This is a genomic window from Enterobacter sp. 03-F-07-AD-ECC (assembly GCF_047530935.1).
Classification (GTDB): domain Bacteria; phylum Pseudomonadota; class Gammaproteobacteria; order Enterobacterales; family Enterobacteriaceae; genus Enterobacter; species Enterobacter cloacae.
This window is the reverse complement of record NZ_JBLKBZ010000005.1, coordinates 69,696-94,272: the sequence shown is the minus strand read 5'-3', so window position 1 is coordinate 94,272 and position 24,577 is coordinate 69,696. Positions and strand designations below refer to the sequence as shown.

General features: G+C 57.3%; 21 protein-coding genes. 1 reads left to right on the top strand and 20 read right to left on the bottom strand.

The annotated features are described in order from the left end of the window. Positions 1-28 precede the first annotated feature (28 nt). The 16 genes from ACMWKA_RS09835 to ACMWKA_RS09760 all read right to left on the bottom strand — a co-directional run bounded on the left by ACMWKA_RS09835 (position 29) and on the right by ACMWKA_RS09760 (position 18,397). Entirely contained in the window at positions 29-1,168 is a 1,140-nt protein-coding gene (locus ACMWKA_RS09835; RefSeq protein WP_414760208.1) for a glycoside hydrolase family 88/105 protein, read from the bottom strand. 4 nt (positions 1,169-1,172) lie between these two features. Continuing rightward, positions 1,173-2,756, bottom strand: coding sequence for an MFS transporter (locus ACMWKA_RS09830; protein ID WP_038419927.1), 1,584 nt, complete (start codon positions 2,754-2,756; stop codon positions 1,173-1,175). 260 nt (positions 2,757-3,016) lie between these two features. Continuing rightward, positions 3,017-3,409: a flagellar protein FlhE gene (flhE, locus tag ACMWKA_RS09825; protein WP_029882321.1), complete on the bottom strand. Its 393-nt coding sequence runs from the start codon at positions 3,407-3,409 to the stop codon at positions 3,017-3,019. Then, positions 3,409-5,487, bottom strand: a complete 2,079-nt coding sequence (gene flhA / locus ACMWKA_RS09820; protein WP_020687642.1) for a flagellar biosynthesis protein FlhA — start codon at positions 5,485-5,487, stop codon at positions 3,409-3,411. Before flhA ends, flhE begins: the two co-directional genes overlap by 1 nt. Further along, on the bottom strand, positions 5,480-6,628 hold the full coding sequence (flhB, locus tag ACMWKA_RS09815) for a flagellar biosynthesis protein FlhB (protein WP_013096066.1): 1,149 nt from the start codon (positions 6,626-6,628) through the stop codon (positions 5,480-5,482). Before flhB ends, flhA begins: the two co-directional genes overlap by 8 nt. 145 nt (positions 6,629-6,773) lie before the next feature. Then, the gene (gene cheZ / locus ACMWKA_RS09810) at positions 6,774-7,418 is read right to left on the bottom strand and encodes a protein phosphatase CheZ (RefSeq protein WP_013096065.1); all 645 of its coding nucleotides are present in this window, start codon (positions 7,416-7,418) and stop codon (positions 6,774-6,776) included. Between the two features lie 10 nt (positions 7,419-7,428). Continuing rightward, positions 7,429-7,818, bottom strand: coding sequence for a chemotaxis response regulator CheY (cheY, locus tag ACMWKA_RS09805; RefSeq protein WP_008500431.1), 390 nt, complete (start codon positions 7,816-7,818; stop codon positions 7,429-7,431). Between the two features lie 17 nt (positions 7,819-7,835). Further along, complete coding sequence (locus ACMWKA_RS09800; RefSeq protein ID WP_003859716.1) at positions 7,836-8,885, bottom strand: protein-glutamate methylesterase/protein-glutamine glutaminase; 1,050 nt, start codon at positions 8,883-8,885, stop codon at positions 7,836-7,838. Continuing rightward, positions 8,882-9,748 (bottom strand): protein-glutamate O-methyltransferase CheR, encoded by an 867-nt coding sequence (gene cheR, locus ACMWKA_RS09795; protein WP_008500429.1) that lies wholly within the window; start codon positions 9,746-9,748, stop codon positions 8,882-8,884. Before cheR ends, ACMWKA_RS09800 begins: the two co-directional genes overlap by 4 nt. 19 nt (positions 9,749-9,767) lie before the next feature. Further along, positions 9,768-11,369 (bottom strand): methyl-accepting chemotaxis protein IV, encoded by a 1,602-nt coding sequence (gene tap / locus ACMWKA_RS09790; RefSeq protein WP_029882322.1) that lies wholly within the window; start codon positions 11,367-11,369, stop codon positions 9,768-9,770. Positions 11,370-11,413: 44 nt separating this feature from the next. After that, the gene (tar, locus tag ACMWKA_RS09785) at positions 11,414-13,081 is read right to left on the bottom strand and encodes a methyl-accepting chemotaxis protein II (RefSeq protein WP_013096061.1); all 1,668 of its coding nucleotides are present in this window, start codon (positions 13,079-13,081) and stop codon (positions 11,414-11,416) included. A gap of 85 nt (positions 13,082-13,166) precedes the next feature. Continuing rightward, positions 13,167-14,129, bottom strand: coding sequence for a spore coat U domain-containing protein (locus ACMWKA_RS09780; RefSeq protein WP_414760162.1), 963 nt, complete (start codon positions 14,127-14,129; stop codon positions 13,167-13,169). Next, a complete protein-coding gene (locus tag ACMWKA_RS09775) occupies positions 14,126-16,510 on the bottom strand; it encodes a fimbria/pilus outer membrane usher protein (RefSeq protein WP_414760161.1) in 2,385 nt (794 codons plus the stop codon). The genes ACMWKA_RS09780 and ACMWKA_RS09775 overlap by 4 nt, the downstream gene beginning before the upstream one ends. Continuing rightward, positions 16,486-17,247, bottom strand: coding sequence for a molecular chaperone (locus ACMWKA_RS09770; RefSeq protein ID WP_029882325.1), 762 nt, complete (start codon positions 17,245-17,247; stop codon positions 16,486-16,488). The genes ACMWKA_RS09775 and ACMWKA_RS09770 overlap by 25 nt, the downstream gene beginning before the upstream one ends. Before the next feature lie 16 nt (positions 17,248-17,263). Continuing rightward, complete coding sequence (locus ACMWKA_RS09765) at positions 17,264-17,812, bottom strand: spore coat U domain-containing protein (RefSeq protein WP_028027938.1); 549 nt, start codon at positions 17,810-17,812, stop codon at positions 17,264-17,266. A gap of 12 nt (positions 17,813-17,824) precedes the next feature. Next, complete coding sequence (locus ACMWKA_RS09760; RefSeq protein ID WP_013096056.1) at positions 17,825-18,397, bottom strand: spore coat protein U domain-containing protein; 573 nt, start codon at positions 18,395-18,397, stop codon at positions 17,825-17,827. 428 nt (positions 18,398-18,825) lie between these two features. On the opposite strand from ACMWKA_RS09760, the gene ACMWKA_RS09755 reads away from it, so the two are divergent. After that, a complete protein-coding gene (locus ACMWKA_RS09755; RefSeq protein ID WP_023620134.1) occupies positions 18,826-20,085 on the top strand; it encodes a dicarboxylate/amino acid:cation symporter in 1,260 nt (419 codons plus the stop codon). A 104-nt stretch (positions 20,086-20,189) separates the two neighbouring features. Here ACMWKA_RS09755 and cheW read toward each other — a convergent pair whose 3' ends face one another. Genes cheW through motA form a run of 4 tightly spaced genes read right to left on the bottom strand, consistent with a single transcriptional unit; the run spans position 20,190 to position 24,576 of the window. After that, positions 20,190-20,693 carry a chemotaxis protein CheW gene (gene cheW / locus ACMWKA_RS09750; protein WP_013096054.1) on the bottom strand — a complete coding sequence of 168 codons (504 nt, stop codon included), beginning with the start codon at positions 20,691-20,693 and terminating at the stop codon, positions 20,190-20,192. Positions 20,694-20,712: 19 nt separating this feature from the next. Further along, positions 20,713-22,758: a chemotaxis protein CheA gene (cheA, locus tag ACMWKA_RS09745; protein WP_102751970.1), complete on the bottom strand. Its 2,046-nt coding sequence runs from the start codon at positions 22,756-22,758 to the stop codon at positions 20,713-20,715. A gap of 4 nt (positions 22,759-22,762) precedes the next feature. Continuing rightward, entirely contained in the window at positions 22,763-23,692 is a 930-nt protein-coding gene (motB, locus tag ACMWKA_RS09740) for a flagellar motor protein MotB (protein WP_013096052.1), read from the bottom strand. After that, the gene (gene motA, locus ACMWKA_RS09735; RefSeq protein WP_008500417.1) at positions 23,689-24,576 is read right to left on the bottom strand and encodes a flagellar motor stator protein MotA; all 888 of its coding nucleotides are present in this window, start codon (positions 24,574-24,576) and stop codon (positions 23,689-23,691) included. The genes motB and motA overlap by 4 nt, the downstream gene beginning before the upstream one ends. Position 24,577: the final 1 nt, after the last annotated feature.

The following is a 24,577-nucleotide window of genomic DNA, read 5'->3' as shown; positions in this document are numbered from 1 at the left end:
CGGCTATCATCGCCGGGTTTTTTTATGATCAGAAGTACTTCCGCAAATACTCCGTCAAACAGAGGATTGCCATTGCCTGACCGTACGGCATCGACGTCAGCGGGATCTGGCGGTAAAACTCCAGATCGCTCCCCATCCCGGTTCCGAACGACGTTTGCAGCAGCTCCCCTTCCGGCGAGATGTTTTTCACAATCCCTCTGATGGCTTTCTCCGCGACCTCAGCGTATTCCGCCGCCACATAGCGTTTACGCACGGCCTTAAGAATACCGTAGGCAAAGCCTGCCGTGGCCGACGCCTCCAGGTATGAGTCTGGGTCGTCGAGCAGCGTATGCCACAGGCCACTGTCGTGCTGACATGTCGCCAGCGCGGCAATCTGCGCATTGAGCACCTGCGTCAGATAACGGCGCACGGCGTTGTTTTCCGGCAGATCAACCAGTTCGAGGAAGTCCGGGATCACAATGGTGAGCCAGCTGTTGCCACGCGCCCAGCGGGCATGGGCAAAGTTATGGTTGCCGTCATAGTTCCAGCCGTGGAACCACAGCCCGGTCTCCCGGTCCATCAGGTTCTGCACATGCAGCAGGAACTGGTACACGGCCTCCTCAACGTATTCCGGTTTGTTCAGCAGCTTGCCAATTTTGGCCAGCGGCAGGACCGTCATCATCAGCGTGTCATCCCACATCTGCTGCGCGTTCTCTTCCGCCAGGGTAATGTGCTGCATGCCGCCGTGTTCGGTACGCGGCATCTCATGCATCGCCCACTCCGCCCAGCTCTCCAGCCACGGCAGCCAGGCCGGATTTCGGGTCTCTTCATAGCGGTACGCCAGCGTCAGGAACGGCGACATGGTATTCACGTTTTTGGTGGTTGCCCCTTGTGCAAAACGGTCCGCAAACCAGCTGTCGATAATGTCGCGCATTCCGTCGTCGCCGGTCTGGCAGTAGTACTGCCAGATACCGTACAACCCGACGCCGTGCGTCCACTCCCACCCTGCCCAGCCTTTGGTATCTATGACGCGCCCGTCGTCCAGCCGCAGCAAAAATTCACCCGTTTTGTCGTGGATATTGACCAGGTTATGCGTCACCTTCTGAATCAGCGATTTCAGCTCGTCCCTGGCGATAAAACGCTCTGGCTGACGCAGCAAGGGGCTATGTTTGACAGGCCAAACTTTCATCATCTTAACCTCTGTTGTATGTCGAATTCAGTACCGCACGTTCCTTCAGCGAAGGAGCCGCTGGTTTATTGCGATTGAGATAACCAATGTTGTTATTCCCCCACAAGGATTCGAACGGCATACCGGCCAGCATTTCCACGGTGGCGCGGGCGTGCGGGGTGGCCGCTTCAGGCATGGCGCGGCCCGATTCGCGCATTTTCGCGGTCTCTTCGCGCAGCGTGCTGTGGGTTTGTAGATTGAGCCTGAAGCGCAGGGAGACCAGGAAGCCACATAACAGCACCAGAAGGGTTCCCACGCTCAAAATCAGCAGAATGGTGTGGCTGACTTCAGCAGGCTGGGTTTTCTGACCGCTGACAAAGCCGGACATCTGCATCACGATGCCCACCAGCATTACCGCACCGGCCTGAGACGCTTTTCGGGTCAGTGTCATGATACCGGCGAAGATGCCCTCACGACGCTGGCCGGTGATCACCTCGTCCACGTCAGCAATGTAGGTATAGGTGTTCCACGGCACATAGTTGATACCGCCGCGACCAAGACCGGCAACCGCGGAGATAAGCAGCAGCAAAGCGTAAACGTCGCTCAGCCCGGCATAATACAGCACGGCGTAGGAGAGAGAGGCCAGGCCAAACAGCACCACCACCATGCGGTAAGACGGCGCAGGCCCAAAGCGAATGCACAGCGGGATCATCCCAATCACGGCAAGGAACTGGAAGATGGCCATCGTGCCCAGCAGGTTCGACGCCATTGACGCCTCCTGCATCAGCACAAACACCACGTAATAGGTAAAGACGGCGTTGAAGACGTCCTGCGCAATGTAGCCGCCAAGGTACATGCCCAGGTGCTGACGGAAAATCTTGATGCGCAGCGTCGAGCTTAACTCCACAAACAGGCGATTCAGGCTCTGGCCCAGGGTCAGTTTTTTCTTCTCTTCTTCCGCGCGCAGGGCAGCTTCGGACCACTCCTCGCGCGGGCGCTCCCAGGTGAAGAACCAGACAAAGGTCAGCATCAGCGCGCACAGCACCGAGAAGACCAGGCTTGCGTAGAAGAATGAAATCGCGTTGTCTTTACCAAAGTGGGTCAGCAGGATCCCCGGCAGGAACGAAGCCAGGATAGCGGACATCTGCGCCATCGAAATACGCGCACCGGAGAATTTCGTTTTCTGTTTAAAGTCATCGGTCATCTCCGGGACCAGCGTTTCATACGGCACCAGAATCATGGTGTAGACAATATCGAAGACCAGATAGGTCAGCAGGTAGTACCAGAAATTCATCTCCCCAACCCACATCAGGGAGTAGCTGAAGACGCAGGGAATGCCGAGCAGAATAAAGAACTTGCGACGGCCAAAACGTTTGCCCAGCCAGGTGGTGCCAAAGTTATCGGTTAAAAAGCCCATCAGCGGGCTGACCACTGCGTCCAGTACCCTTGCAGCAGCAAAAATAAAGGTCGCTTCAATCGGTGTGAGTCCACAGAAGGTCGTATAAAAATACAAAAGCCAGGCCGCCGTCAGCGCGGTCGTTCCAGCGCCGAGGAAATCCCCTGCCCCGTATGCAAGATAGTTTGCGAGTCCAATTTTTCGTGTTTTCATTGCCGTCAACCCTAATCAGTTTTAGGAGACCCCCTGTAAGCAAACCTCGTCCGGGAGTTTTTACACGGCTACAGTAGAATTAACGCACTGTGGAAACCTTTCTGTTTCTGCCATCACACCGCAAAGGCTGGCAAAAATGCAAAGAGTGTCATTACGTGCATCACTGATTTATAAAACAGCGTTTCTATTACTTCAAAAGGTGAGGTCATTTTTGCGAGCCCGCTATCATAAACGTTGATAACGGGCGTTGAGGCAGGCAACTAGCGGTAGTTAACGATAACGGAATTACTCTGCACCTTGAGCGCCGGGATCAACCGCCCGCCGCCCGGCACTTCCCAGATAAAGCGTAAAGGTTCTACCGCAGGTACGCCGTTAAACGCCTGGGTAGTGCCGCTCTCTCCGTCAATTTCCGTGCAACGGCTCTGGGAGCACAGACGCACCTGCAGCCCGGCAGGCGTCGGGCCAATCAGCGAGTAGTTCCACACCACCAGGCTCATCTGACCGGACACCGGTTCAGAAGGCGCCAGCGGACGCGACGACATCGCCACGCCACGGTTGCTGAGGGTCACGCCGATGCTGCTGGCCTGCCAGCTCCCTTCGCCCGCGGCCTGCGCCACCAGCGGGAAGAGTAATAGCCCTAACCACTTACGCATTATTTACCTCCAATCGTCGCCGTCATACGAATATGGCGATTATCAGACAGCTCCAGATTCGACAGCACCACCAGCTGGTTCAGGCTACGGCGCAGGAAGCGTGACAGCAGCGGACGCAGCGCATGGTTCACCAGCAGCACCGGCGGTGCCCCCAGCATCTCCTGACGCGCCAGCGCCTCCTGTGTTTGCGCCAGCAGACGGTCCGCCAGACCCGGCTCCAGCCCGCCACCGCCCTGCAGGGCCTGCAGCAGCAGACGTTCCAGCGGCGTATCCAGGCCAATCACCTGCACTTCACCGGTGCCCGGGAACCACTGCTGGGTGATCGCGCGGCCCAGCGCCACGCGCACCACCGCCGTCAGCTCATGCGGATCGCTTTGCAGCGGCGCGTGCTCGGCGAGGGTTTCCAGAATGGTGCGCATATCGCGGATCGGCACTTTTTCATCAAGCAGGTTTTGCAGCACCTTATGCAGCGTGGTCAACGTCAGCACGCCCGGCACCAGATCCTCCGTCAGCTTCGGCATCTCCTGGCTCACGCGGTCGAGTAACTGCTGTGCTTCCTGACGGCCAAACAGCTCTGCTGAGAACTGTCCAATCAGGTGGTTAAGATGGGTAGCGACCACGGTACTGGCCTCCACCACGGTATACCCCTGAATTTGCGCCTGCTCTTTGAGCGCGCTTTCAATCCAGATAGCGGCCAGACCAAACGCGGGATCGATGGTCTGTTCACCCGGCAGCGTACCGGCGGCTGTGCCCGGGTTAATCGCCAGCCAGCGGCCTGGATACGCATCGCCGCTGCCAATCTCAACCCCTTTCATCAGAATACGGTAGCGGGCAGGCGGAAGATCCATGTTGTCGCGGATGTGCACAACCGGCGGCAGGAAGCCCATATCCTGGGCGAACTTTTTCCGGATACTGCGGATGCGGCCAAGCAGTTCGCCATCCTGCTGGAAATCGACCATCGGGATCAGACGGTAACCCACTTCCATCCCCAGCGAATCTTCCAGCTGAACGTCGTTCCAGGTGGCTTCCACGGCCTGCGTGTTCTCCGGCATTTTTACCGGTACAGGTTCTGCCGCGGGTTTCATTTCACGGCCACGCATCCACCAGGCAAGGCCCAGCAGTGCTGCCGTGAACAGCAGGAACACCAGGTTCGGCATGCCAGGTACCAGGCCGAGCAGCCCCAGCACCGCCGCCGCCAGCAGCATGACGCGCGGGTTGCTGAACAGCTGGCCAACCATCTGCTCGCCAACGTCCTGATCGGTACTGACGCGGGTAACAATAACGCCCGCGGCGGTAGAAATGACCAGTGCCGGGATCTGGGCAACCAGACCGTCACCAATGGTCAGCAGCGTATAGCTTTCAGCCGCCTGGCCCATGCCCATGCCATGCTGCAGCACCCCAACAAGCAGGCCACCCACCACGTTAATCACCATGATGAGAATGCCCGCGATGGCGTCACCGCGCACAAACTTACTTGCACCGTCCATTGAGCCGTAGAAGTCCGCTTCCTGGGTCACTTCCGCACGGCGTTTTTTCGCTTCATCTTCCGCGATAAGCCCGGCGTTAAGGTCGGCGTCGATCGCCATCTGCTTACCCGGCATCCCGTCCAGCACAAAGCGCGCACCCACTTCCGCAATACGCCCTGCACCTTTGGTGATAACCATAAAGTTGATGATAACGAGGATGACAAACACCACGATGCCGATGGCAAAGTTACCGCCCACGAGGAAGTGGCCAAAGGCCTCAACCACTTTACCCGCTGCTGCCGCGCCGGTGTGGCCTTCCATCAGGATGATACGCGTGGACGCCACGTTCAGCGCCAGTCGTAACAGGGTGGTAAACAGCAGGATGGTCGGGAACGCCGCAAACTCAAGGGTACGCTGGGTGAACATCGCCACCAGCAACACCATGATGGACAACGCAATGTTGAAAGTGAAAAGCAGGTCGAGGATGAATGCCGGCAGCGGCAATACCATCATCGACAGGATTAGCAGGATGAGGATCGGCCCGGCAAGGATCTGCCATTGGGTCGATTTCAGGTTGCCGGGCAGGCGCAACATTGCCACCAGATTAGCCATCAGTGTCCTTCTCGTTCATAAAATCCAGCGCAGCAGGCACCGGAAGGTTCTCAGGTTTGACAGGTCGTTGACCGCCAGCCAGACGCCAGCGTTTCAACTGCCATACCCAGGCCAGCACTTCCGCCACGGCGGCGTAGAGTTGTCCTGGGATCTGTTGTCCAATTTCCGCGTGGCGGTACAACGCACGCGCCAGCGGCGGCGCTTCCAGTATTGGCACCCGGTTTTCCGTGCCAATCTCGCGGATGCGCAGGGCGATTAAGCCCGCCCCCTTCGCCACCACTTTCGGCGCGCTCATTTTGTTTTCGTCGTACTGCAGCGCAACGGAATAGTGGGTCGGGTTGGTGACAATAACGTCGGCTTTCGGCACATCTTCCATCATCCGTCGACGGGCGGCGGCGCGCTGCATCTGGCGGATACGCCCTTTCACGTGCGGGTCACCTTCCATCTGCTTATATTCGTCACGGATATCCTGACGGGACATGCGCAGTTTTTTGAAATGGCTGTACAGCTGGAAGATGACGTCGAACCCCACCATCGGAATAATGCTGAGGACCACCAGCAGCGCGCAGAGTCCGACCAGATTCAATGCATTGCTCATCGCGGTCAGAGGCGACTCGCTGATAAGCCGCATCATTTCCGGCCAGTTGTGCCACAGGTAAAACCCCGCGGCACTGCCCATCAGCGCTGCTTTGAGGATGGCTTTAAGCAATTCTGCCCCGGTCTGTGCGGAGAACATTTTCGCGATGCCGGACAGCGGGTTCAGTTTGGAAAATTTTGGTTGCAGCGATTTGGTGCTAAAGACCAGACCGCCAAGCATCACCGGCGAGATCAGCGCGACCAGCACCACCCCGGTAATCAGTGGCAGCAGTGCGACCATGGCCCCTTTAATAAGCTGAATAATCTGGCTGAGGATAAGGTTTGGGTCGTTGACCATACTGTGGTCGAAACGTAATCCGGCAGAGAGCATCCCGGCCAGTTTTCGGGCGAGCGACTCCCCACCCCACCAGATGATGCACACACCCACAATAAGGATCAGCAGGGATGTCAGCTCTCGGGATCGGGGGATCTGCCCTTCCTCACGCGCTTTTTCAAGTCGGTGGGGTGTGGGGGCTTCTGTTTTGTCGTCGTTCTCTTCTGCCACAGTGCATGCTCAGCCCATTACGTCACGGGTATCATGCCAGCGCAGAGGAAATCCAATGGCGGGAAAAGCCCGTTTATTCGGGCTCTTTTCGGTGATTCTGCGTTAACCGCCTCAGGCGCATGCACACCTGAGGCGGAAAGGCGTATCAGAAGCCGAGGCTGTCCAGCAGGTCGTCTACCTGATCCTGGCTTGCCACAACGCCCGCTTTGGTGGCGTCGAGCTGTGGGCCATTGAGCAGGCTTTCGTTCTCGCGTTTCGGACGTGCAGCCGGTTCCGGGATGTTCTCCAGCAGCACCATCAGCAGCTGACGTTCAATCTCCTGAATCACATCCATCATGCGCTTGATCACCTGACCGGTCAGGTCCTGGAAATCCTGCGCCATCATGATGTCCAGCAGCTGAGCGTTGGTGAAGCTGGTGTGGCCCGGTACATCGCCCAGGAACTGACGGGTATCCGTCACCAGCTCGCGGGCATCCGCCAGCTCGATAGGATTCTCAAACCACTCATCCCAGCGTTTGGTCAGCGCTTTTGCGCCCTTTTCCATCGCATCCTGGTGCGGTTGTGACGCTTCAACGCTGTTCAGCGCACGTTCAGCCGCTTGCGCGGTCATCTGCACAACGTAGTCCAGACGGTCACGCGCATCAGGAATCGCTTCCGCCGCTTCTGCGATTGCCTGGTCCAGCCCCAGTTCACGCAGGCTGTCACGCAGCATGCGTGTCAGGCTGCCGATGCGGGCAATGATATCGCTGGGCGAATGTTCTTCAACGGGTTTCATAGCAGGTTGCATCATAACCAACACCTCACATGCCGAGTTTCTCGAAGATCTTACCGAGCTTCTCTTCCAGGGTCGCCGCGGTGAATGGCTTCACCACATAGCCGCTTGCGCCCGCCTGTGCAGCGGCAATGATGTTCTCTTTTTTCGCTTCTGCGGTCACCATCAGCACCGGCATAGAGGCCATGCCTGCATCCGCGCGGATGGTTTTCAGCAGTTCCAGACCATCCATATTCGGCATGTTCCAGTCAGAGATAACAAAACCAAACCCGCCCGCCTGCAGTTTGTTCAGCGCATCCACGCCGTCTTCTGCTTCTTCAACGTTGTTGAAGCCCAGCTCTTTCAGCAGGTTGCGCACAATGCGACGCATGGTGGAAAAGTCATCCACAACCAAAAACTTAAGCTCTTTATCCGCCATAAAATAATACTCCTGAGTCAAATACGTATTGCCTGTCCGGCACTGATTTTCGCCAGCATCTGCTGGCTTACCTGGCTAAGATCGACCACTTCGCTCACGCCACCCATATTGATGGCCTCGCGCGGCATGCCGAACACCACACAACTTGCTTCATTCTGCGCAATCGTCCAGGCGCCAGCCTGGTGCATTGCAAGCATTCCGGCGGCACCATCGTTGCCCATCCCCGTCAGGATCACCCCAACGGCGTTGCGTCCCGCATGTTTCGCCACCGAATGAAACAGCACATCCACCGACGGACGGTGCCGGTTTACCGGCGGCCCGTCATGAATTTTGATTTGATAGTTAGCGCCGCTGCGCGCCAGCTCCATATGCTTATCGCCCGGCGCGATGTAAGCATGACCCGGGAGCACACGCTCGCCATCTTCCGCCTCTTTCACGCTGATCTGGCACAGCTTGTTCAGACGCTCCGCGAACGAGCGGGTAAAGCCTGGCGGCATATGTTGAGTAATCAGAATACCCGGACTGGAAAGCGGCAATGGCTGGAGTACATGGCGAATTGCCTCTGTTCCTCCGGTTGATGCGCCAATCACCAGCAGTTTTTCCGAGCTGAGTAACGGACCCGCCTTCAGGGTTGCCGGGGCAGCCGTTGGCTTATGGGCCGCGAGCTTCGCGCGCGAGGCGGTGCGGATCTTCTCAGCGATCATTTCGCTGTAGGCCAGCATGCCTTCACGAATGCCAAGCTGGGGTTTGGTGACGAAATCCACCGCCCCCAGCTCCAGCGCGCGCAGCGTAATTTCCGAGCCTTTGCCAGTCAGCGATGAGACCATCACCACCGGCATTGGACGCAGACGCATCAACTTTTCCAGGAAATCAATGCCATCCATGCGCGGCATCTCGACATCCAGCGTCAGCACGTCGGGGTTATATTTTTTAATTAAATCCCGCGCTACCAGCGGATCCGGCGCGGTAGCGACCATCTCCATGTCGCTGTGGCTATTGATAATTTCAGTCATGATCTGGCGCATCAGCGCCGAATCATCGACAGACAATACCCTGATTTTACTCATGCTTTTTCCTTACTCAGCGCATATACCGTTTGCCCACGCAGGCTAAACTCACGCACGAGGTTGCTGAAGTTTTCCGAGTGCCCGGCAAACAGTAAACCGTCAGGCTTGAGCAACGGAACAAAACGACGCAGAATGTCCTGTTGCGTCGTTTTATCAAAATAGATCATGACGTTACGGCAAAAAATGGCGTCGAAAGGCCCCGGCACGTTGTACTGCTTATCCAGCAGGTTAACCGGTGCAAACTCCACGCAGTTCGCCAGCTCCTGGCGCACGCGCACCAGCCCTTCATGCGGGCCGGTACCGCGCATGAAGTAACGCTGAAGCTGCTGAGGCGACAACGTCTTCAGCTCATCCTGGCGATAGACGCCGTTACGCGCCTTCTCCAGCACTTCGGTGTCGATATCGCTGGCGTACACTTTCCAGCGACCCGGCGCCATTCCCAGGGTATCGGCAAGGGTGATCGCCAGCGAGTAAGGCTCTTCCCCGGTCGAGGCCGCCGCACTCCAGACGCGATATTCCCCGGTGCGACGGCGGGCGTGCTCTGCCAGTACCGGGAAGTGATGAGCTTCGCGGAAAAAGGCCGTCAGGTTAGTGGTTAAAGAGTTAATAAAAGCCTGCCACTCGGCGCTGTTCTGGTTCGCTTCGAGCATGCTCAGGTAGCGACCAAAATCATCCAGCCCCAGCGTACGCAGGCGCCGCACCAGACGGTTGTAGACCATGTCTCGCTTATGGTCAGCAAGCACGATCCCCGCACGCTGGTAAATTAACTGACATATCCGACGAAAATGCGCGTCGGACAGCGCGAGGCGCTGTGTCATCTGCAACAATAATGACGTTTGCCCTGGAGGCATTGGTGATGTCATAGCGCCTTCTTAATTACATTCAGGATACAACTGGCACGGCCTGCGACCGCCCGACTTCTGTTACTGCTTCAACGTGCTCTTTGACATTAAATACCGCGACCAGCCCGGTCAGATGATCCGCCTGACTGGCCAGTTGATCGGTTGCCGCTGCCGCTTCCTCCACTAACGAGGCATTCTGCTGCGTGACCTGATCCATCTGGCTTACCGCCTGGGCCACCTGCTCAATCCCGCGACGCTGCTCATCAGACGCCGAGGCAATTTCGCCCATGATGTCGTTCACCCGCGTAACGGAGGTGACAATCTCGTGCATGGTTTTCGCCGCCGTATCCACCAGCGCGGAGCCTTGCTGGACGCGGGAGACAGACTCTTCAATCAGCCCTTTGATCTCTTTCGCCGCGTTGGCGCTGCGGCTCGCCAGGTTACGGACTTCACCCGCCACCACCGCAAACCCGCGCCCCTGCTCACCCGCACGCGCCGCTTCCACAGCCGCGTTCAGCGCCAGAATGTTGGTCTGGAACGCAATGCCATCAATCACGCTGATGATGTCGCCAATTTTCTGCGAACTGGCGGCAATATCCTGCATGGTGCTGGCCACATGAGACGCCTGGTCGCCCCCCTTCTTCGCCGTCATCGCCGCCTGTTTTGACAGGTCTGACGCCTGGCGCGCGTTGTCGGCGTTCTGGCTTACCGTCGCAGTCAGCTGTTCCATGCTGGCCGCCGTTTGCGCCAGCGAGGCCGCCTGTTGCTCGGTGCGGGAAGAGAGATCGTTATTGCCTGCCGCAATCTCTGAGATCCCGGTGTGCATGGCATAGCTGCCCTGGCGCACATCGGAGACCGTTTCCCGTAGCGATCCTTGCATCGCCTTCAGGCTGGCAAAGATCGCCGAAATTTCGTTTTTGCCATACACCGCCACCGGACGCGCCAGATCCCCCTTCGCAATGCTGTCGAAGTGGCTGCTGATGATCGCCAGCGGCTGAACAATCATCTTGCGCGACCAGAGCAGCGCGGCACCGGTCAGCAGCGCCGCCAGAATCACCACCACGGTAAAAATCACGCCGGACATGTGGTAGCTCATGCGGCTGCTTTCCCCTGCGCGCTGCACAAACTGGTTAATGTCCTGCTGCCAGGCGTTAAAGCTGTCATCAAACGCCGCCTGTGAGGCCTGCACCGGCGCGCTCATAAAGTCCGAGAGCTGGTTGTTCTCAAGCCAGGTCGCCTGGTGATCCAGATCGCTGTGCCACTGCTCAAAGTTCTTCTTCATGGCAGCTTTCAGCGCTTTCCCTTTTTCGCTGACGTCCTCCTGCGCGGTGAACGTTTTGAACTGCGCGTCGGCCTGTTTAAGGCTGTTGCGCGCCGTCGCCATCAGCGCCTTGATATCATCCGGCGGATAACTCAGCGCGGTTAAGGTTCCCGCCTTGTTCAGCGCAGTGCTTGCCTGCAACAGCACGGCACGCGTTTGTGCCAGTGCGGAGCGCTGCTGATTACTCGCCTCAACTTCCTGCAAATTCTGATAGCCATCGCGAAACGCCCAAAAAGACAACCCGTTACTGCCAACCTGCAACACACCGCAAAGGATCAGAATCAAAAACAGTGTGGTCGAGATACGAATACGATTTAACATCCACGCTCCCATCAAGCGGCAAGCAGCCGCGGTTTAAATGTCAGTCAAAATGTTTCCCAGTTTTCATCATGTCCGGTCGTCGCGGCGCGGGTACGCGTGGCCGCCGGCTCAGCGGCTGGCGCACGATACGTGGCTTGCGGGGTGACCGTATTTCCAGCGAGTGAAGCGAGACGAAACGCCGAGACGGCCATCTTCAGACGGCTCGCCTGGTCTTCCAGCGCAGCGGCCGCCGCGGCGGACTCCTGCACCAGAGCGGCGTTTTGCTGTGTCACGCGATCCATTTCCGATACCGCCAGGGCAACCTGGTCGATACCACGACTCTGCTCATCAGAGGCAGAGGCGATTTCACCCATGATGTCCGTTACGCGGGTAACGGCATTCACGATGTCATTCATGGTCTCCCCTGCGCTTTCCACCAGCACGGAGCCGGTATCGACGCGGGAAACCGAGTCTTCAATCAGGGCTTTAATCTCTTTCGCCGCGTTAGCGCTGCGGCTGGCGAGATTACGCACTTCACCGGCCACCACCGCAAACCCGCGCCCCTGTTCACCCGCACGCGCAGCCTCAACGGCGGCGTTCAGCGCCAGGATATTGGTCTGGAAGGCAATGCCGTCGATCACGCTGATAATGTCAGCGATTTTCTTCGAGCTGTCGGCAATTTCATGCATGGTTTTCACCACCCCATCCACCACCCGACCGCCACGCTGCGCCGTTTCGGACGCGCTTTCTGCCAGCTGAGAAGCCTGACGCGCGTTATCCGCGTTCTGCTTCACGGTGGCGGTGAGCTGTTCCATGCTGGCCGCGGTCTCTTCCAGCGCGGAGGCCTGCTGTTCGGTACGGGAAGAGAGATCGTTATTGCCCATCGCAATTTCGCTGGTGCCGGTATAGATGGCATCCGTGCCGCTACGCACGTTGGCAACGGTATCGATAAGCGAACGCTGCATATGGTCTACGCTGTTAGCCAGTTCGGTGATTTCGTTACGCCCGGAGACGGTCAGCGTTTTGGTCAAATCGCCGCTCGCAATCTCGCGGATATGGGCAATGACGCGACCCAGTGGGTTCAGCAGGCTATGGCGAATGCCGTACCATACCGCGATCAGCACAATGGCCAGCGCCAGCGCCATTACCGCCATCTGCCATTTGGCAAAGCGGTAATCATTCTGGCTTTCCGTAAAGGCCGAGTGGTAGAGATCTGCGCTGGCTTTGGCGTATTCACTCAGCGCCGCGCCGAGCGCGTTTTGCATTCCTTGTGTCGGCTGGGCGAAATAGGCGTCCATGTTGCCGCTCTCCAGGAACTGGATAAGCTCCGTCAGACCGGCATAGTAGGCGTTATATTTTTCATCGATATTCTGGCTCACCTGCTCCATGGCAGGCTGCGGGGCGATCTTCTTAAAGGCGTCGTAATGCTTTGCGGCATCCGCAAGGGTTGCGCGGGCATTTTTCAGCAGATCGGTTTTCGCGCTGCTCTGCTGGTTATTGGGATCCATCATCATGCGGGCGGAGGAGCGGCTCAGGTTGATACGCGTTTGCAGCATCAAATCCCACGTTGACGTGAGTTCACTCTGCTGCAGGCGCAGATCGTTTGAGGCGGCGAAACTGTCCTGATTCTGTTTTAACGACGAGAAAAAAAGCCCACCGGAGATAAGCTGAAGTAGTGCGAAAATGACCAGCACCATCATGAGCATTGTGACAACGCGGATACGGTTCAACATACAACACCTTCTCATAGATTTATTAACGGTGTTATCGGCACAGGCCACAGGAACTTTACATTTGCGAAAGGGAAAAGCGCGGGGGTTAGAACGCCACGTCAACAATCAGCGTATCGGTATAGGTTCCGGCGGGGGGCGTGGCCTGCCCGGTCAGGACTTTGGCGGTGTAATTGTAGGTACGCAGTAATCCGTCGGTACTGACCTGGGACGAGGTCGCGCTGGTCCAGCGTTCGGTGCCGCTGCTGCCCCAGCGGTTGGTGGTAGCTTCTTTATAGATGTCGTAACTCATGTAGTTACTGCCGCTCACCATGCGACGAACGTTGTTCAGCGCATTGGCACCATTGTTAATCCCTATGGTATAGGTACTGCCTTTGGTGCAGGTGACGGCGATGGCCTGCGAGACGGTGGGAAAACTTTGTACCAGCGGCGCGCTGTTGAAATTCACGTCCGGGGTGGTCATGGTGCTGCAGTCGTTAGTGACGGTCATGTTGAGAAGGATCGTGGTGGTGGCCGTGCCGGTTTGCGGCGTCAGGCAAAGTCCGGCAGCGCCAACGGCACAGACGTTGTAATTAATACTGAATGTCAGCAGCACCTGATACGGCCCGGCCGAGACGTTCTGCCCCGGCACCGTACGGAAATAGAGCGGAATGTTGTAGCGCTTCGACCCCAGCAGCCCGAGCAGCGTGTTCCCGCTCCAGGTATAGGCATTACCGATCTGCACTTCGCTGCTACCGCCACAGCCGGAGGCAGCGCACAGGCGCGTGGGTATGACATCGATAATAGCCGCATTGTCCGTGCGCTTCAGGGTGGCGCGACTGTTGGCGAATATCGATGCCGAGGTGTAAGTCAGCGCCACCGAGTCGTTGGTAAGCAGGTTGAGGACCGTATCGCAGGCCACCACCAGCGTGCCGGTGGTTTCCACTTCCCCGGTTCCGCTCAGCGCGAACGAGGTCACGCTGCCAAACGACGCATTCACCGTACTGACGGTGCAGGCCGCGCCGCTGGCACCGGAGAAGAGCAGCAAAATCACCAGCAGATAACGCGTCACCGTGCCTCCCGACATACCAGCGGCCCGTAGGTTTGCAGCCTGTGTTCCGGGTTCGCGCCAACAGTCAGCGTCGCCTGGCACCGTTTGCCCGTCGGGGTGATCACCTCCAGCGAATTGACGTCGCTAAGATTTTCCAGCCAGGCGATCCCGTCATAACCCACCACCGCGTTGCTGCGTGAGGCACGTCTGACCTGGCTGCCCACCGGAATGGCCTGTCCCTCGGCATCATGCAGAATGACACTTGCCACCCGCTCCTGCTCCATAGGGAAGTCCACCAGATAACCACTGTGGCGGCGGATCGCAATCCGGCGTTCGGTCTCTTTCAGACGCGTATCGGCAGGCAGATTAAGGGTGTCAATGCGGTAACTGGCCGGGTAATAGGCCGACACGCCGCTCACCAGCAGATAGCCGTTGCGATTCGTTTTGCCGACCGGCTGGTTCTCGTAGCTGACGGGCACATCCGGTTGACCATCGGTGCTGATCACCACAAAGGCGTCGTTGATTTTATTCGCCGCAAACAGCTCGCCGTCCATCAGCACAATGGAGCCCAGCGCCTCGCTCCACCAGGTCATCATGTCCTTTTCACCGTAGGCCCCGCCCTGCACTTCGATATTATTGTTACGCCAGCCCAAGGTTCCCTGCTGATAATTGTTCGCCCGCGACTGATGCGCCCATGCCATGTTCCAGCTTAACCCGCCATCGGAAGGCATGGAGTGGTTGTAGTTGATGCGCTGCGTGCTGCCTGCCTCCGGCGTGTTTTCGAAGGTGACTGCGGCGCTGTCCCGTTCCCCAAGCGGGACCTGTAGCGAGAGTGCAACCGTCCAGTCGCCCCGCTGCTGATCACGGCTTGCGGCGAGGTAAAGACTGCTCGCGCCCCACAGGTTGCGGCTCCATGAGAGGTTAAGCAGTTCTGTTTTCTGGCTGTCAAAACTCTCCACACCGATCCAGGCAGCCCCGATATTGCCGTACTGCCCAAGGTTAAAAGTCAGGGAATATTGATCGGTATTGCGGCTGAAGCTGGCGACAGGCCGGTCGTTTTCGTCATAGATCGTCGGCTGGTCATAGAGGGCCAGGTTGCCAAAGCCGCGATCGCGTCGCGTATGTTGAGTGGCAAGGCTAAAATCGCTGGTGCTGTACTGATAGCCCCAGGCGATCTGCCCGCCCTCATCGCCGCGCATCCGGCTTTGGGTATACGCGGTATTCACAACGCCAAAGTGCCCGAGCTTCACCACCGTCCCGGCCCCGCCCAGCGCCAGCGACTCCGCCCCTTCCGCGTGAGCTTCAAGGGTCAGCCAGTCCGTTACCCCGTAGCGATACGAACCGCTGCCCGCCGCCGGACCATAATCAAAATTGTCGATCCCGTAGTTGCGCCGCAGGCTTCCCAGCGTCACCGCCCCATCGCTCAAGCCGCGTTTAAGCAGTTCGCTGGTGACATAGAACGGCAGCGTAGTGCTCACCTGCCGTCCCAGCGCATCGGTGGTGATCAGCACCGCGTCTCCGGCCCCGTTAATATAGGGCAGATTCGTCAGGGTAAAGGGGCCCGGTTGAAGCTGCGTAGAGCCAGACCGATAGCCATTAATAAAGAGATCGACCGAGGTGGGAACCGCTGCTTCCCCGGAGAACTCCGGTAGCGGCCAGGTCACCAGATCCGGGCGCAGGGAGAAGTCACGCCCGTAGCTTATCCCACCCATACGTACGCTGGAGCTCCAGCTCAGGGCATCGCTGATCACATCCCCGGCCGTCCAGGTGGTGGCGTCCTCTTCATTGGTGACCAGCAGGGTGGTGTCATAGCGCACATATCCGGCCTGCTGGCCGTCATCGCCAGCGAAATTTTTCCGCACATAACCGGTAGAAGAGAGCGAACCGCGTTCATTGAAGTAGCGGAACTCATGCCACAGAGAAGCCTGGCCACCCACGTGTTCCGTGTGGTTAGTATAAAGATCGTAATTCAGCAGCGCCCCGCGCCCAAAGTGAGGTTTGCTTTGCGCGGTTTGCCCGCCAAAAGAGGTCACCCGGGAGGCCACCCATTCGCGGGGCACGCTGAGCAGCAGACGCTGTGCGGCGCTGTCGTACTCCACGCGAACCTGAGCAAGCGATGAGAGATCCACCTCGCCGGTCGGCACATGCTCCGGCGGCAGCCCGGCACGCAGCAAATCGGCGCTCGAGATAAAGTAAGCGCCTTTACGCTGCGTCACGGGCACCACCAGACCGGTATCGTAGTGGTTCACTATGAGGCCAAGCTGAAAAACCGCCTCATCGTTCACCGCCCGGGCCTCGGGAGGCGGCGGTAAACTGTCATCGCCGGGTTCTGCCCAGGCGCTGGTCGTGACGCAAAGCAGGATCATCATCGCCGGTTTCAGTTGACGGGCGTCGACTGCCATTGTTCATCCCTGGCGTTAATCTGCGCGCGCATCTGGTCTGGCTGCCGAATTCCGGCCGGGATGGCCCAGCTGCGGGTACTGCCCGCCAGCACGTAGCCCAGCAATCCCTCAGCAACAGGACGTTTCTGCCCGCCCTGCACCAGCGAAACCTGACTGAGCCTGACGTGTACATCGCCCCGGTTGTTAACCTCCAGGTGAGGCTGTCCGCCCTCATTTTTTACCCGCCAGCTGAGGTTGTGCGTATCCACAAACGCATGGTGCGCCCCCTCTTTGCTTGTCGGGATCCCCTGCCCATAGACAAAAAGGGGAATGGAATAACGCATCTGCAGTTTGAGGCCGATAGCCGGTTCGGCTTTATTATCCGGCTGAGGAATTTCATCGACAATAATGCGGTAGGCCTGCTCGACCCCCACCGGAACCGTCCCCTGTTTGATAAGACGAATAAGCTGCTTGCTGCCCGCTGCGATGGTGACAATTGGCGGGCTGGCCACCACATCCTGCTGGGCACTGTAACGTTCGAACCCGCCCTCCTGCTTCCAGCGCACAATGCGTACCTGCATGGTGGTTGGGCTGTTTCCTTGATTCTGGATCCACAGCTCCGTGGCTTTGGCATCAGCCGCCAGCCACGGATCGATAGGCCATAACAGAATGGTCGCGGCGGCCTGCACCTGGCCTGCCGCCAGAGCCATCACCCCCAGCAAACTTCCCAGACATATGCGCCTGAAATATGCCGTCATCGACTCTCTCCCTTTATCACCATGACAAGGTCACGGTAAGTTGATCAGAATAGGTTCCTGCCGGGCTGAACCCGGTCAATAGCGCCACGCCAAACAGCGGCAGCGCGATGTTATTGCTGTTGGTATAGGTCACCGGAATCGCCTGGTTGACCCCTATTTCGCTGTTCGCCGCAAGTGAACTGCTGCTGTAAAGCCGGTATCCCACCACGTCGTTCCCGCCGTTGCGCGTCATTCGCCGCACGGAGGCGTAATTCTGCCCGCCGTTAATGCTCATACTCAGCGCCACGCCTGGCGTACAGGCGATCGAGAGTGCCCCGTTTGGTACGAAGCTGGTGCTCACCGGAGCACTCTCCACACCGGTATGGGTACCGAAGTTCAGCGTGCCTAACAGCCCCCCACTGCCGGTGCTCACCGCGCATCCCGGCACAATGGTCGCGCTGACCTTAAAGGACTGCGACGTGACGGCCATAGCGGCCGGCACCAGCGCCAGCCCGAGGATCAGCGTAAAAAAAAGATGCACGATCCCCTCTGCGCAGTGGCGCAGACCTGAAAAAGCGGTCTTCATGGGCTAAGTGGGCTAATAGGTTACGCTGACATTTATGGTGTCGGTGTAGGTCCCCGGTACCACCGTAACGCTGTTTCCGCCGCCGGTAATACGCCCGTAGAGGGTATAACTGTCCACCCCACCGGCCGTGGACGCGATCGGCAATGCCGCGTTATTCGCCACAACGTTATTAAATCCGCTGTCGCTATACAGGCTGTATGCCACACCCTGCGCCGTGTTGGTGGTGTTGATCAGATAGCGGGCGGGTGTCCCCGTCGTGCCAACGACGGTGCCCGGCGCAGTGGAGTTGGTATTCCCGGTTATCGCCACCGTGTAGCTGGCGGTTGTACATTGAATCGTGAAGGTGTTTCCACCGCTGGCACCGGTCAACTGCGTCGTCAGGGTGGAAAAGGTTGCAGGATGGGTCCCGAAATCCAGTGTCCCGAAGTTAATGCCGTTTTGGGTGGGCGATCCATTAATCAGACACCCGTTTGTCAATGTCAGCGTCGCGCCGATAGTGCCACTACTGGTGACCGCCAGCGCCTGATGGGCGGTTGTCGCGGTTAACAGAATGCCAGCGCAGGTCAAAAGGCGTTTTCTTTTCATTTACCACCCTCCAGAAGACGTCTCCGTTCACGTACAACAATTTAGTTTTAACGTTCAAGATGTTAGCCCCGCTTAATGTTCCTCCGAGGGGGTTATTGAGAATTTAGTTTATGGTTATCGCTTCGACCACTGGCGGCCATGTCAGTCACCCCCTTGTCCGATTGACAGAGAAATGATTTTAGAAACATTGGGTTATTGATTTATAAACGGAATTTACCGACTGTTGTCTGGGGATATATCCCATTAAAGTGTGATAAGCGTCACAATATATCGTCGTAGCCTAAGCAACAAAATCAATAAAATTTAAAAAGGAGTTGTATCTCCCCCCGCTTTACTTCAATTTATGTGCCGAATAATTTCCCGCGCAGTAATAAAAAATCCATATATATCGGCGCGGGCGACATCTACAGCGCATAGGGGTCTTTTTCGTGGCAAGTGCAAACAAACTTACGCTCTTCATCGTGATATTCATGCTGGCGGGTATTCTTTCAGGGGCGGCCATTCATGAATACGCATCTGCGGATGCCATCAAAACCTGGTCGGATAACATTACGCTTCTCACCGATATTTTTCTGCGACTGATCAAAATGGTGATTGCACCGTTGGTCTTCAGCACGCTGACGGTCGGCATTATGAAAATGGGCGAAACCTCGACTATTGGCCGTGTAGGCGGTAAAGCGATGGTATGGTTTATCAGCTCATCGGTGCTTTCTATTCTGGTGGGGCTGTTTATTGTCACTCTGGAGCATCCAGGCAGCGGTCTGAACCTGACGATCCCCACTGAAGCAGTGGATACCGGGCTGGCCGTCGGCGGCATGACCCTGAAAGCGTTCCTCTCACACACCATTCCGACCAGCATTGCCGGGGCGATGGCGAACAATGAAATTCTGCAAATTGTGGTGTTCTCCATGTTCTTTGGCATCGGCGGCGCGTCGCTGGGCCAGAAATTCAACGCCCCGCTGGTCGCGGCGCTGGATGTGGTATCCCATATCATGCTGAAGGTCACGGGCTACGTCATGTATGTTGCCCCGCTGGCGATTTTCGCTGCTATCTCGTCGGTGATTGCCACCCAGGGTCTCGGCATTCTGCTGAACTATGCCTCCTTTATTGGCGGCTACTATGTGGCGATCCTGCTCACCTGCATGGTGTTGCTGGCAGTGGGTTACATGGTGCTGAAAAAAGAGGTGTTCCGCCTGCTCAGCATGCTGAAAGATCCGGTGCTGGTCGCCTTTACCACCAGCAGCTCCGAGGCAGCGTATCCGAAAACCCTTGAGCAACTGGAGCGATTTGGCTGCTCGCGCAGCATCGCCTCTTTCGTCCTGCCAATTGGGTATTCCTTTAACCTGGTCGGTTCGATGGTCTACTGCTCTTTTGCCTCAATGTTTATCGCTCAGGCGTACAATATTCATTTGAGTTTCTCTGAGGTTACCGTTCTGATGCTGACGCTGATGCTGGCATCAAAAGGCATTGCGGGGGTACCACGCTCTTCGCTGGTGGTACTGGCGGCGACCATCCCAAGCTTTAATATTCCGGTGGCGGGTATTCTGCTGCTGATGGGGATCGACCACTTCCTGGATATGGGGCGTTCCGCCATTAACGTGCTGGGTAACGGGATTGCAACCGCGATGCTGTCGCAGAATGAAGGGGCGCGGGAAGCTGAAGCGGAGCTGGTAGAGCAGGAAGTGTAAGAGTACAAAAGGGGTGTGGCCTGATGCCCTCACCTCACCCCTCTCCCTGTGGGAGGGGGAGCAAACACAAAAAACGGCAACCTGGATTGCCGTTTTGCATTTACCTACGCTACATGGTTCGCCGCGATATCCAGCAACGCCATCTCTTCGCTGTTCAACAGCTTCTCGATGTTTACCAGAATCAACATACGCTCACCCAGCGCCCCCAGCCCCGTCAGGTACTCGGTAGACAGCGTGACCGCAAACTCCGGCGCCGGACGGATTTGGTCAGACGTCAGTGAGAGCACGTCAGACACGCCATCCACCACGATACCGACCACGCGCTGCCCCAGATTGAGGACAATCACCACGGTGTTATCGTTATACTCCACATCGCCCTGGCTGAACTTCACGCGCAGGTCAACGATAGGCACAATCACGCCGCGCAGGTTGGTGACGCCTTTAATAAACGCTGGCGTGTTCGCGATGCGGGTAACCTGATCGTAACCACGAATTTCCTGCACTTTCAGGATATCGATGCCGTACTCCTCATCGCCTAAAGTGAATACCAGGAACTCCTGTCCTGATGGCTCGCCCGCCAGTTTCGTTACATTACTCATACCGGTCATGTTCTTACCCTTTACTTAATCAGGCGGCTGTGTACGCCACACGTTGTTCACGATTTAATCCCTGAAGCGCCGACACGTCGACGATCAGCGCCACGCTACCATCACCCAGAATGGTGGCGGCAGAAATACCCGGCACTTTGCGGTAGTTGCTTTCGAGGTTTTTCACCACTACCTGGTGCTGACCAATCAACTGGTCAACCAGCAGCGCGTAGCGGCGACCCGCACTTTGCAGGATCACGACGATACCCTGCGTGGCCTCTGTTTTCGCCCCGTCGACTTCGAAGACTTTCCACAGTTCCACCAGCGGCAGGTATTCCCCACGCACTTCGAGCACCCGCTCGCCACCTGCCAGTGGGTGCAGATCTTCTTCACGTGGCTGCAGTGATTCCATTACCGCGTTCAGCGGCAGAATGAAGACTTCGTCCGCCACTTTCACCGACATACCGTCGAGGATCGCCAGCGTCAGCGGCAGCAGAATACGAATGGTGGTACCAGAACCTTGCTTAGACTGGATTTCGACGTGGCCGCCCATTTCCTGAATGTTACGCTTCACCACGTCCATTCCCACGCCGCGTCCGGAGACATCCGTCACCTGCTCGGCGGTTGAGAAACCCGGGGCGAAGATCAGCATGCCCACTTCTTCATCGGTCATGTTTTCGCTGACCGCCATCCCCTGCGAAATCGCCTTCGCCAGGATACGCTCGCGGTTAAGGCCCGCGCCGTCATCGGTCACTTCAATACAGATGTTCCCGCCCTGGTGCTCCGCAGACAGGATCAGGTTACCGACCGGGGACTTTCCGGCGGCAATACGGTTTTCCGGCAGTTCGATACCGTGGTCCAGGCTGTTACGCACCAGGTGCGTTAACGGATCGATAATGCGTTCAATCAGGCTCTTATCCAGCTCGGTGGAGCTACCCATCAGCGTCAGTTCAATCTGCTTATTGAGTTTACCGGCCAGGTCGCGCACCAGACGCGGGAAGCGGCTAAAGACGTACTCCATCGGCATCATACGGATGGACATCACCGATTCCTGCAGATCGCGGGCGTTACGCTGTAACTGCCCCATGCTGGTAATCAGATCGCCGTGCGTGACCGGGTCCAGTTCGTTAGAACGCTGGGCCAGCATTGACTGGGTGATCACCAGCTCGCCGACCAGGTTGATCAGCTGGTCAACCTTCTCTACGGCAACGCGGATGCTGGTCGATTCGCTGGAGCGCGCCGCCGGTTTTTCACCACGGCCCGGGGCGGCAGCTTCTTTAGGAACAGCTTTCAACGCCGGGGCAGCAGGGGCGACCGCGGGCGCAGCAGCCTGAGCCACAGCGGCAACCTCCTCCACTGCAGCAGGCGCGTCAACGGCAACCGCTTCCGTTTCAAAGGCGATTTGATCGGCTTCGATAACAAAGCACAGCACTGCCACGATGTCGTCCTGGCTGATACCGTCATCGAGCGTCGCAGCAAGGCTGTCTTTGCCTTTTACCACGTTGCTTAATGTCGCCAGGTTACCCAGCTCCTCTTCCAGCAGGTTGACTTCGTTCTCTTTCAGGCGCGACAGCACAACGCGCAGTTTCCCCGCTTTAGCGGCGGCAGGTGCGGCAGGTGCTGCATCTTCAGCGGCTGGCGCATCAACAACGCTCAGTTTGGCTGCAGGAACAACGGCTGCGGCGACCTCACCTTTTGCTTCCAGCGCAAGCTGGCGCAGCGCATTGCAGATGTATTCAAAGCTGGCGGCATCAGGCTCTGCCGAACTTTTATAGGCGTCGAGCTGTTCCTGCATAATATCTTTGGTTTCCAAAAACAGGTTGATAATGTCGGTATTGAGCTGCATCTCACCGCGTCGTGCTTCATCAAGCAGGTTTTCCATTAAATGGGTGGTTTCCTGCAGGATGGTAAATCCAAATGTTCCGGCTCCGCCTTTAATGGAGTGCGCAGCGCGGAAGATGGCATTGAGCTGCTCGGAGTCCGGCGCTTCTGGCACCAAATCCAGCAAATGTTGCTCCATATCCGCCAACAATTCGTCGGCTTCATCAAAGAATGTCTGGTAAAAATCGCTAATATCCATGCTCACGCTATCACCTCGGATTGGCTGGTGGCGATGTTGGAACGGCAGCCGAAGGAACGGCCCCAGGCTGTTTTAAATCGTCCAGTGACTCATTCTGACTTTCGGCGTTTTCATGCAGGATGGCCTGCTCCGCCTGCTGGTTCAGCACTAAAAGACTGATACGACGGTTGATGGCGTCATCCGGCCCGCGGTCAGAGACACGCATGGTTGCTGCCATGCCGACCACGCGCAGTACCTTGCCATCATCAAGCCCACCCGCCACCAGCTCGCGACGCGAGGCGTTGGCACGATCGGCAGAAAGCTCCCAGTTGCTGTATCCCTTCTCGCCCGTGGCGTACGGGAAGTCATCCGTGTGGCCTGACAGGCTAATGCGGTTTGGAATACCATTCAGCACCGGCGCAATGGCGCGCAAAATATCGCGCATATAGGGTTCAACCTCGGCGCTACCGGTTTTGAACATCGGGCGGTTCTGGCTATCAATAATCTGGATACGCAGCCCTTCCTGCACCAGATCGATCTTCAGATGCGGTCGCAGCGCGCGCAGTTTCGGGTCCGCTTCAATCAGCTGATCGAGATCGCCGCGCAGTTTCTTCAGACGCGCCTGCTCCATCTTTCTCTTCAGCTCATCGATGTTCGGCTCTTTTTTCACCTCACCCTGCTTCTGGGTGTAATCATCGCCGCCGCCGGGGATCGGGCTGTCACTGTTAGAGATACGCGGCCCACCGGAGACCGCAGTCGCCAGTGGCGTACGGAAGTATTCCGCAATCTGAATCAGCTCTTTCGGGCTGGAGATCGAGATCAACCACATCACCAGAAAGAAGGCCATCATTGCGGTCATAAAATCGGCGTAGGCAATTTTCCAGGAGCCATGCGCACCGTGCCCATGCCCCTTATGCTTGCGCTTTTTTACGATGACGATCGGATGGGACTGGTTTTTCATGCGTCCTCAGTTGTCGTCTGTTGGTTTGGGTTTTTCACCGCACGCACGTGTTCTTCAAGCTCGATAAACGACGGACGCTCGCTGGAGTAAAGCGTTTTACGGCCAAACTCAACCGCGATCGGTGGCGCATAACCGTTGAGGTTAGAGAGCAGCGTAATCTTCACGCACTGCATCATTTTGGTGGTTTCCGCGCTCTTCTGACGCAGAACGCTGGCCAGCGGAGAGATAAAACCATACGCCAGCAAAATACCGAGGAAGGTCCCCACCATGGCGTGGGCAATCAGCGCCCCCAGCTCTGCCGCCGGGCGATCCGCCGAGGCCAACGCGTGAACAACCCCCATGACCGCCGCCACGATACCGAAGGCCGGCAATGAGTCCCCCACCAGCGCCAGGCTGTTGGCCGGCACTTCGGATTCGCTCTCGTGGGTTTCGATCTCTTCGTCCATCAGCGCTTCAATTTCGAAGGTATTCATATTGCCGCTGATGATCAGGCGCAGGTAATCGACAATGAAATCCAGCATCATGGCATCGGCAAGAATGCGCGGGTAGCTGGCAAAAATCTCGCTCTCTTTCGGGTTTTCGATATCCCGTTCCAGCGAGAACATCCCCTGCTGGCGCGACTTCGCCATCAGGCGATAAAGCAGAGCCAGTAGATCCATATACATGCTTTTGGTGTATTTCGAGCGACGGAACAGCAATGGAATAGCTTTCAGCGTCCCCTTGATCGATTTCCCGTTGTTGCCAACGATAAAAGCCCCTACCCCTGCGCCGCCGATGATAATAAGTTCAGCCGGTTGATAGAGTGCTCCAAGGTGCCCGCCGGTCATCATGTAACCGCCGAAAACTGTACCGAGAACTACCAGGTAACCTAATAAGATAAGCACG

What these genes read in the sequence shown, in the direction of transcription:
- flhE (WP_029882321.1), bottom strand. Translation starts at nt 3,409, where the DNA reads ATGCGTAAGTGGTTAGGGCTATTACTCTTCCCGCTGGTGGCGCAGGCC.
- ACMWKA_RS09765 (WP_028027938.1), bottom strand. Translation starts at nt 17,812, where the DNA reads ATGAAGACCGCTTTTTCAGGTCTGCGCCACTGCGCAGAGGGGATCGTG.
- ACMWKA_RS09770 (WP_029882325.1), bottom strand. Translation starts at nt 17,247, where the DNA reads ATGACGGCATATTTCAGGCGCATATGTCTGGGAAGTTTGCTGGGGGTG.
- ACMWKA_RS09800 (WP_003859716.1), bottom strand. Translation starts at nt 8,885, where the DNA reads ATGAGTAAAATCAGGGTATTGTCTGTCGATGATTCGGCGCTGATGCGC.
- tar (WP_013096061.1), bottom strand. Translation starts at nt 13,081, where the DNA reads ATGTTGAACCGTATCCGCGTTGTCACAATGCTCATGATGGTGCTGGTC.
- ACMWKA_RS09775 (WP_414760161.1), bottom strand. Translation starts at nt 16,510, where the DNA reads ATGGCAGTCGACGCCCGTCAACTGAAACCGGCGATGATGATCCTGCTT.
- ACMWKA_RS09830 (WP_038419927.1), bottom strand. Translation starts at nt 2,756, where the DNA reads ATGAAAACACGAAAAATTGGACTCGCAAACTATCTTGCATACGGGGCA.
- cheR (WP_008500429.1), bottom strand. Translation starts at nt 9,748, where the DNA reads ATGACATCACCAATGCCTCCAGGGCAAACGTCATTATTGTTGCAGATG.
- motB (WP_013096052.1), bottom strand. Translation starts at nt 23,692, where the DNA reads ATGAAAAACCAGTCCCATCCGATCGTCATCGTAAAAAAGCGCAAGCAT.
- ACMWKA_RS09835 (WP_414760208.1), bottom strand. Translation starts at nt 1,168, where the DNA reads ATGAAAGTTTGGCCTGTCAAACATAGCCCCTTGCTGCGTCAGCCAGAG.
- cheW (WP_013096054.1), bottom strand. Translation starts at nt 20,693, where the DNA reads ATGACCGGTATGAGTAATGTAACGAAACTGGCGGGCGAGCCATCAGGA.
- tap (WP_029882322.1), bottom strand. Translation starts at nt 11,369, where the DNA reads ATGTTAAATCGTATTCGTATCTCGACCACACTGTTTTTGATTCTGATC.
- cheY (WP_008500431.1), bottom strand. Translation starts at nt 7,818, where the DNA reads ATGGCGGATAAAGAGCTTAAGTTTTTGGTTGTGGATGACTTTTCCACC.
- cheZ (WP_013096065.1), bottom strand. Translation starts at nt 7,418, where the DNA reads ATGATGCAACCTGCTATGAAACCCGTTGAAGAACATTCGCCCAGCGAT.
- flhA (WP_020687642.1), bottom strand. Translation starts at nt 5,487, where the DNA reads ATGGCTAATCTGGTGGCAATGTTGCGCCTGCCCGGCAACCTGAAATCG.
- ACMWKA_RS09760 (WP_013096056.1), bottom strand. Translation starts at nt 18,397, where the DNA reads ATGAAAAGAAAACGCCTTTTGACCTGCGCTGGCATTCTGTTAACCGCG.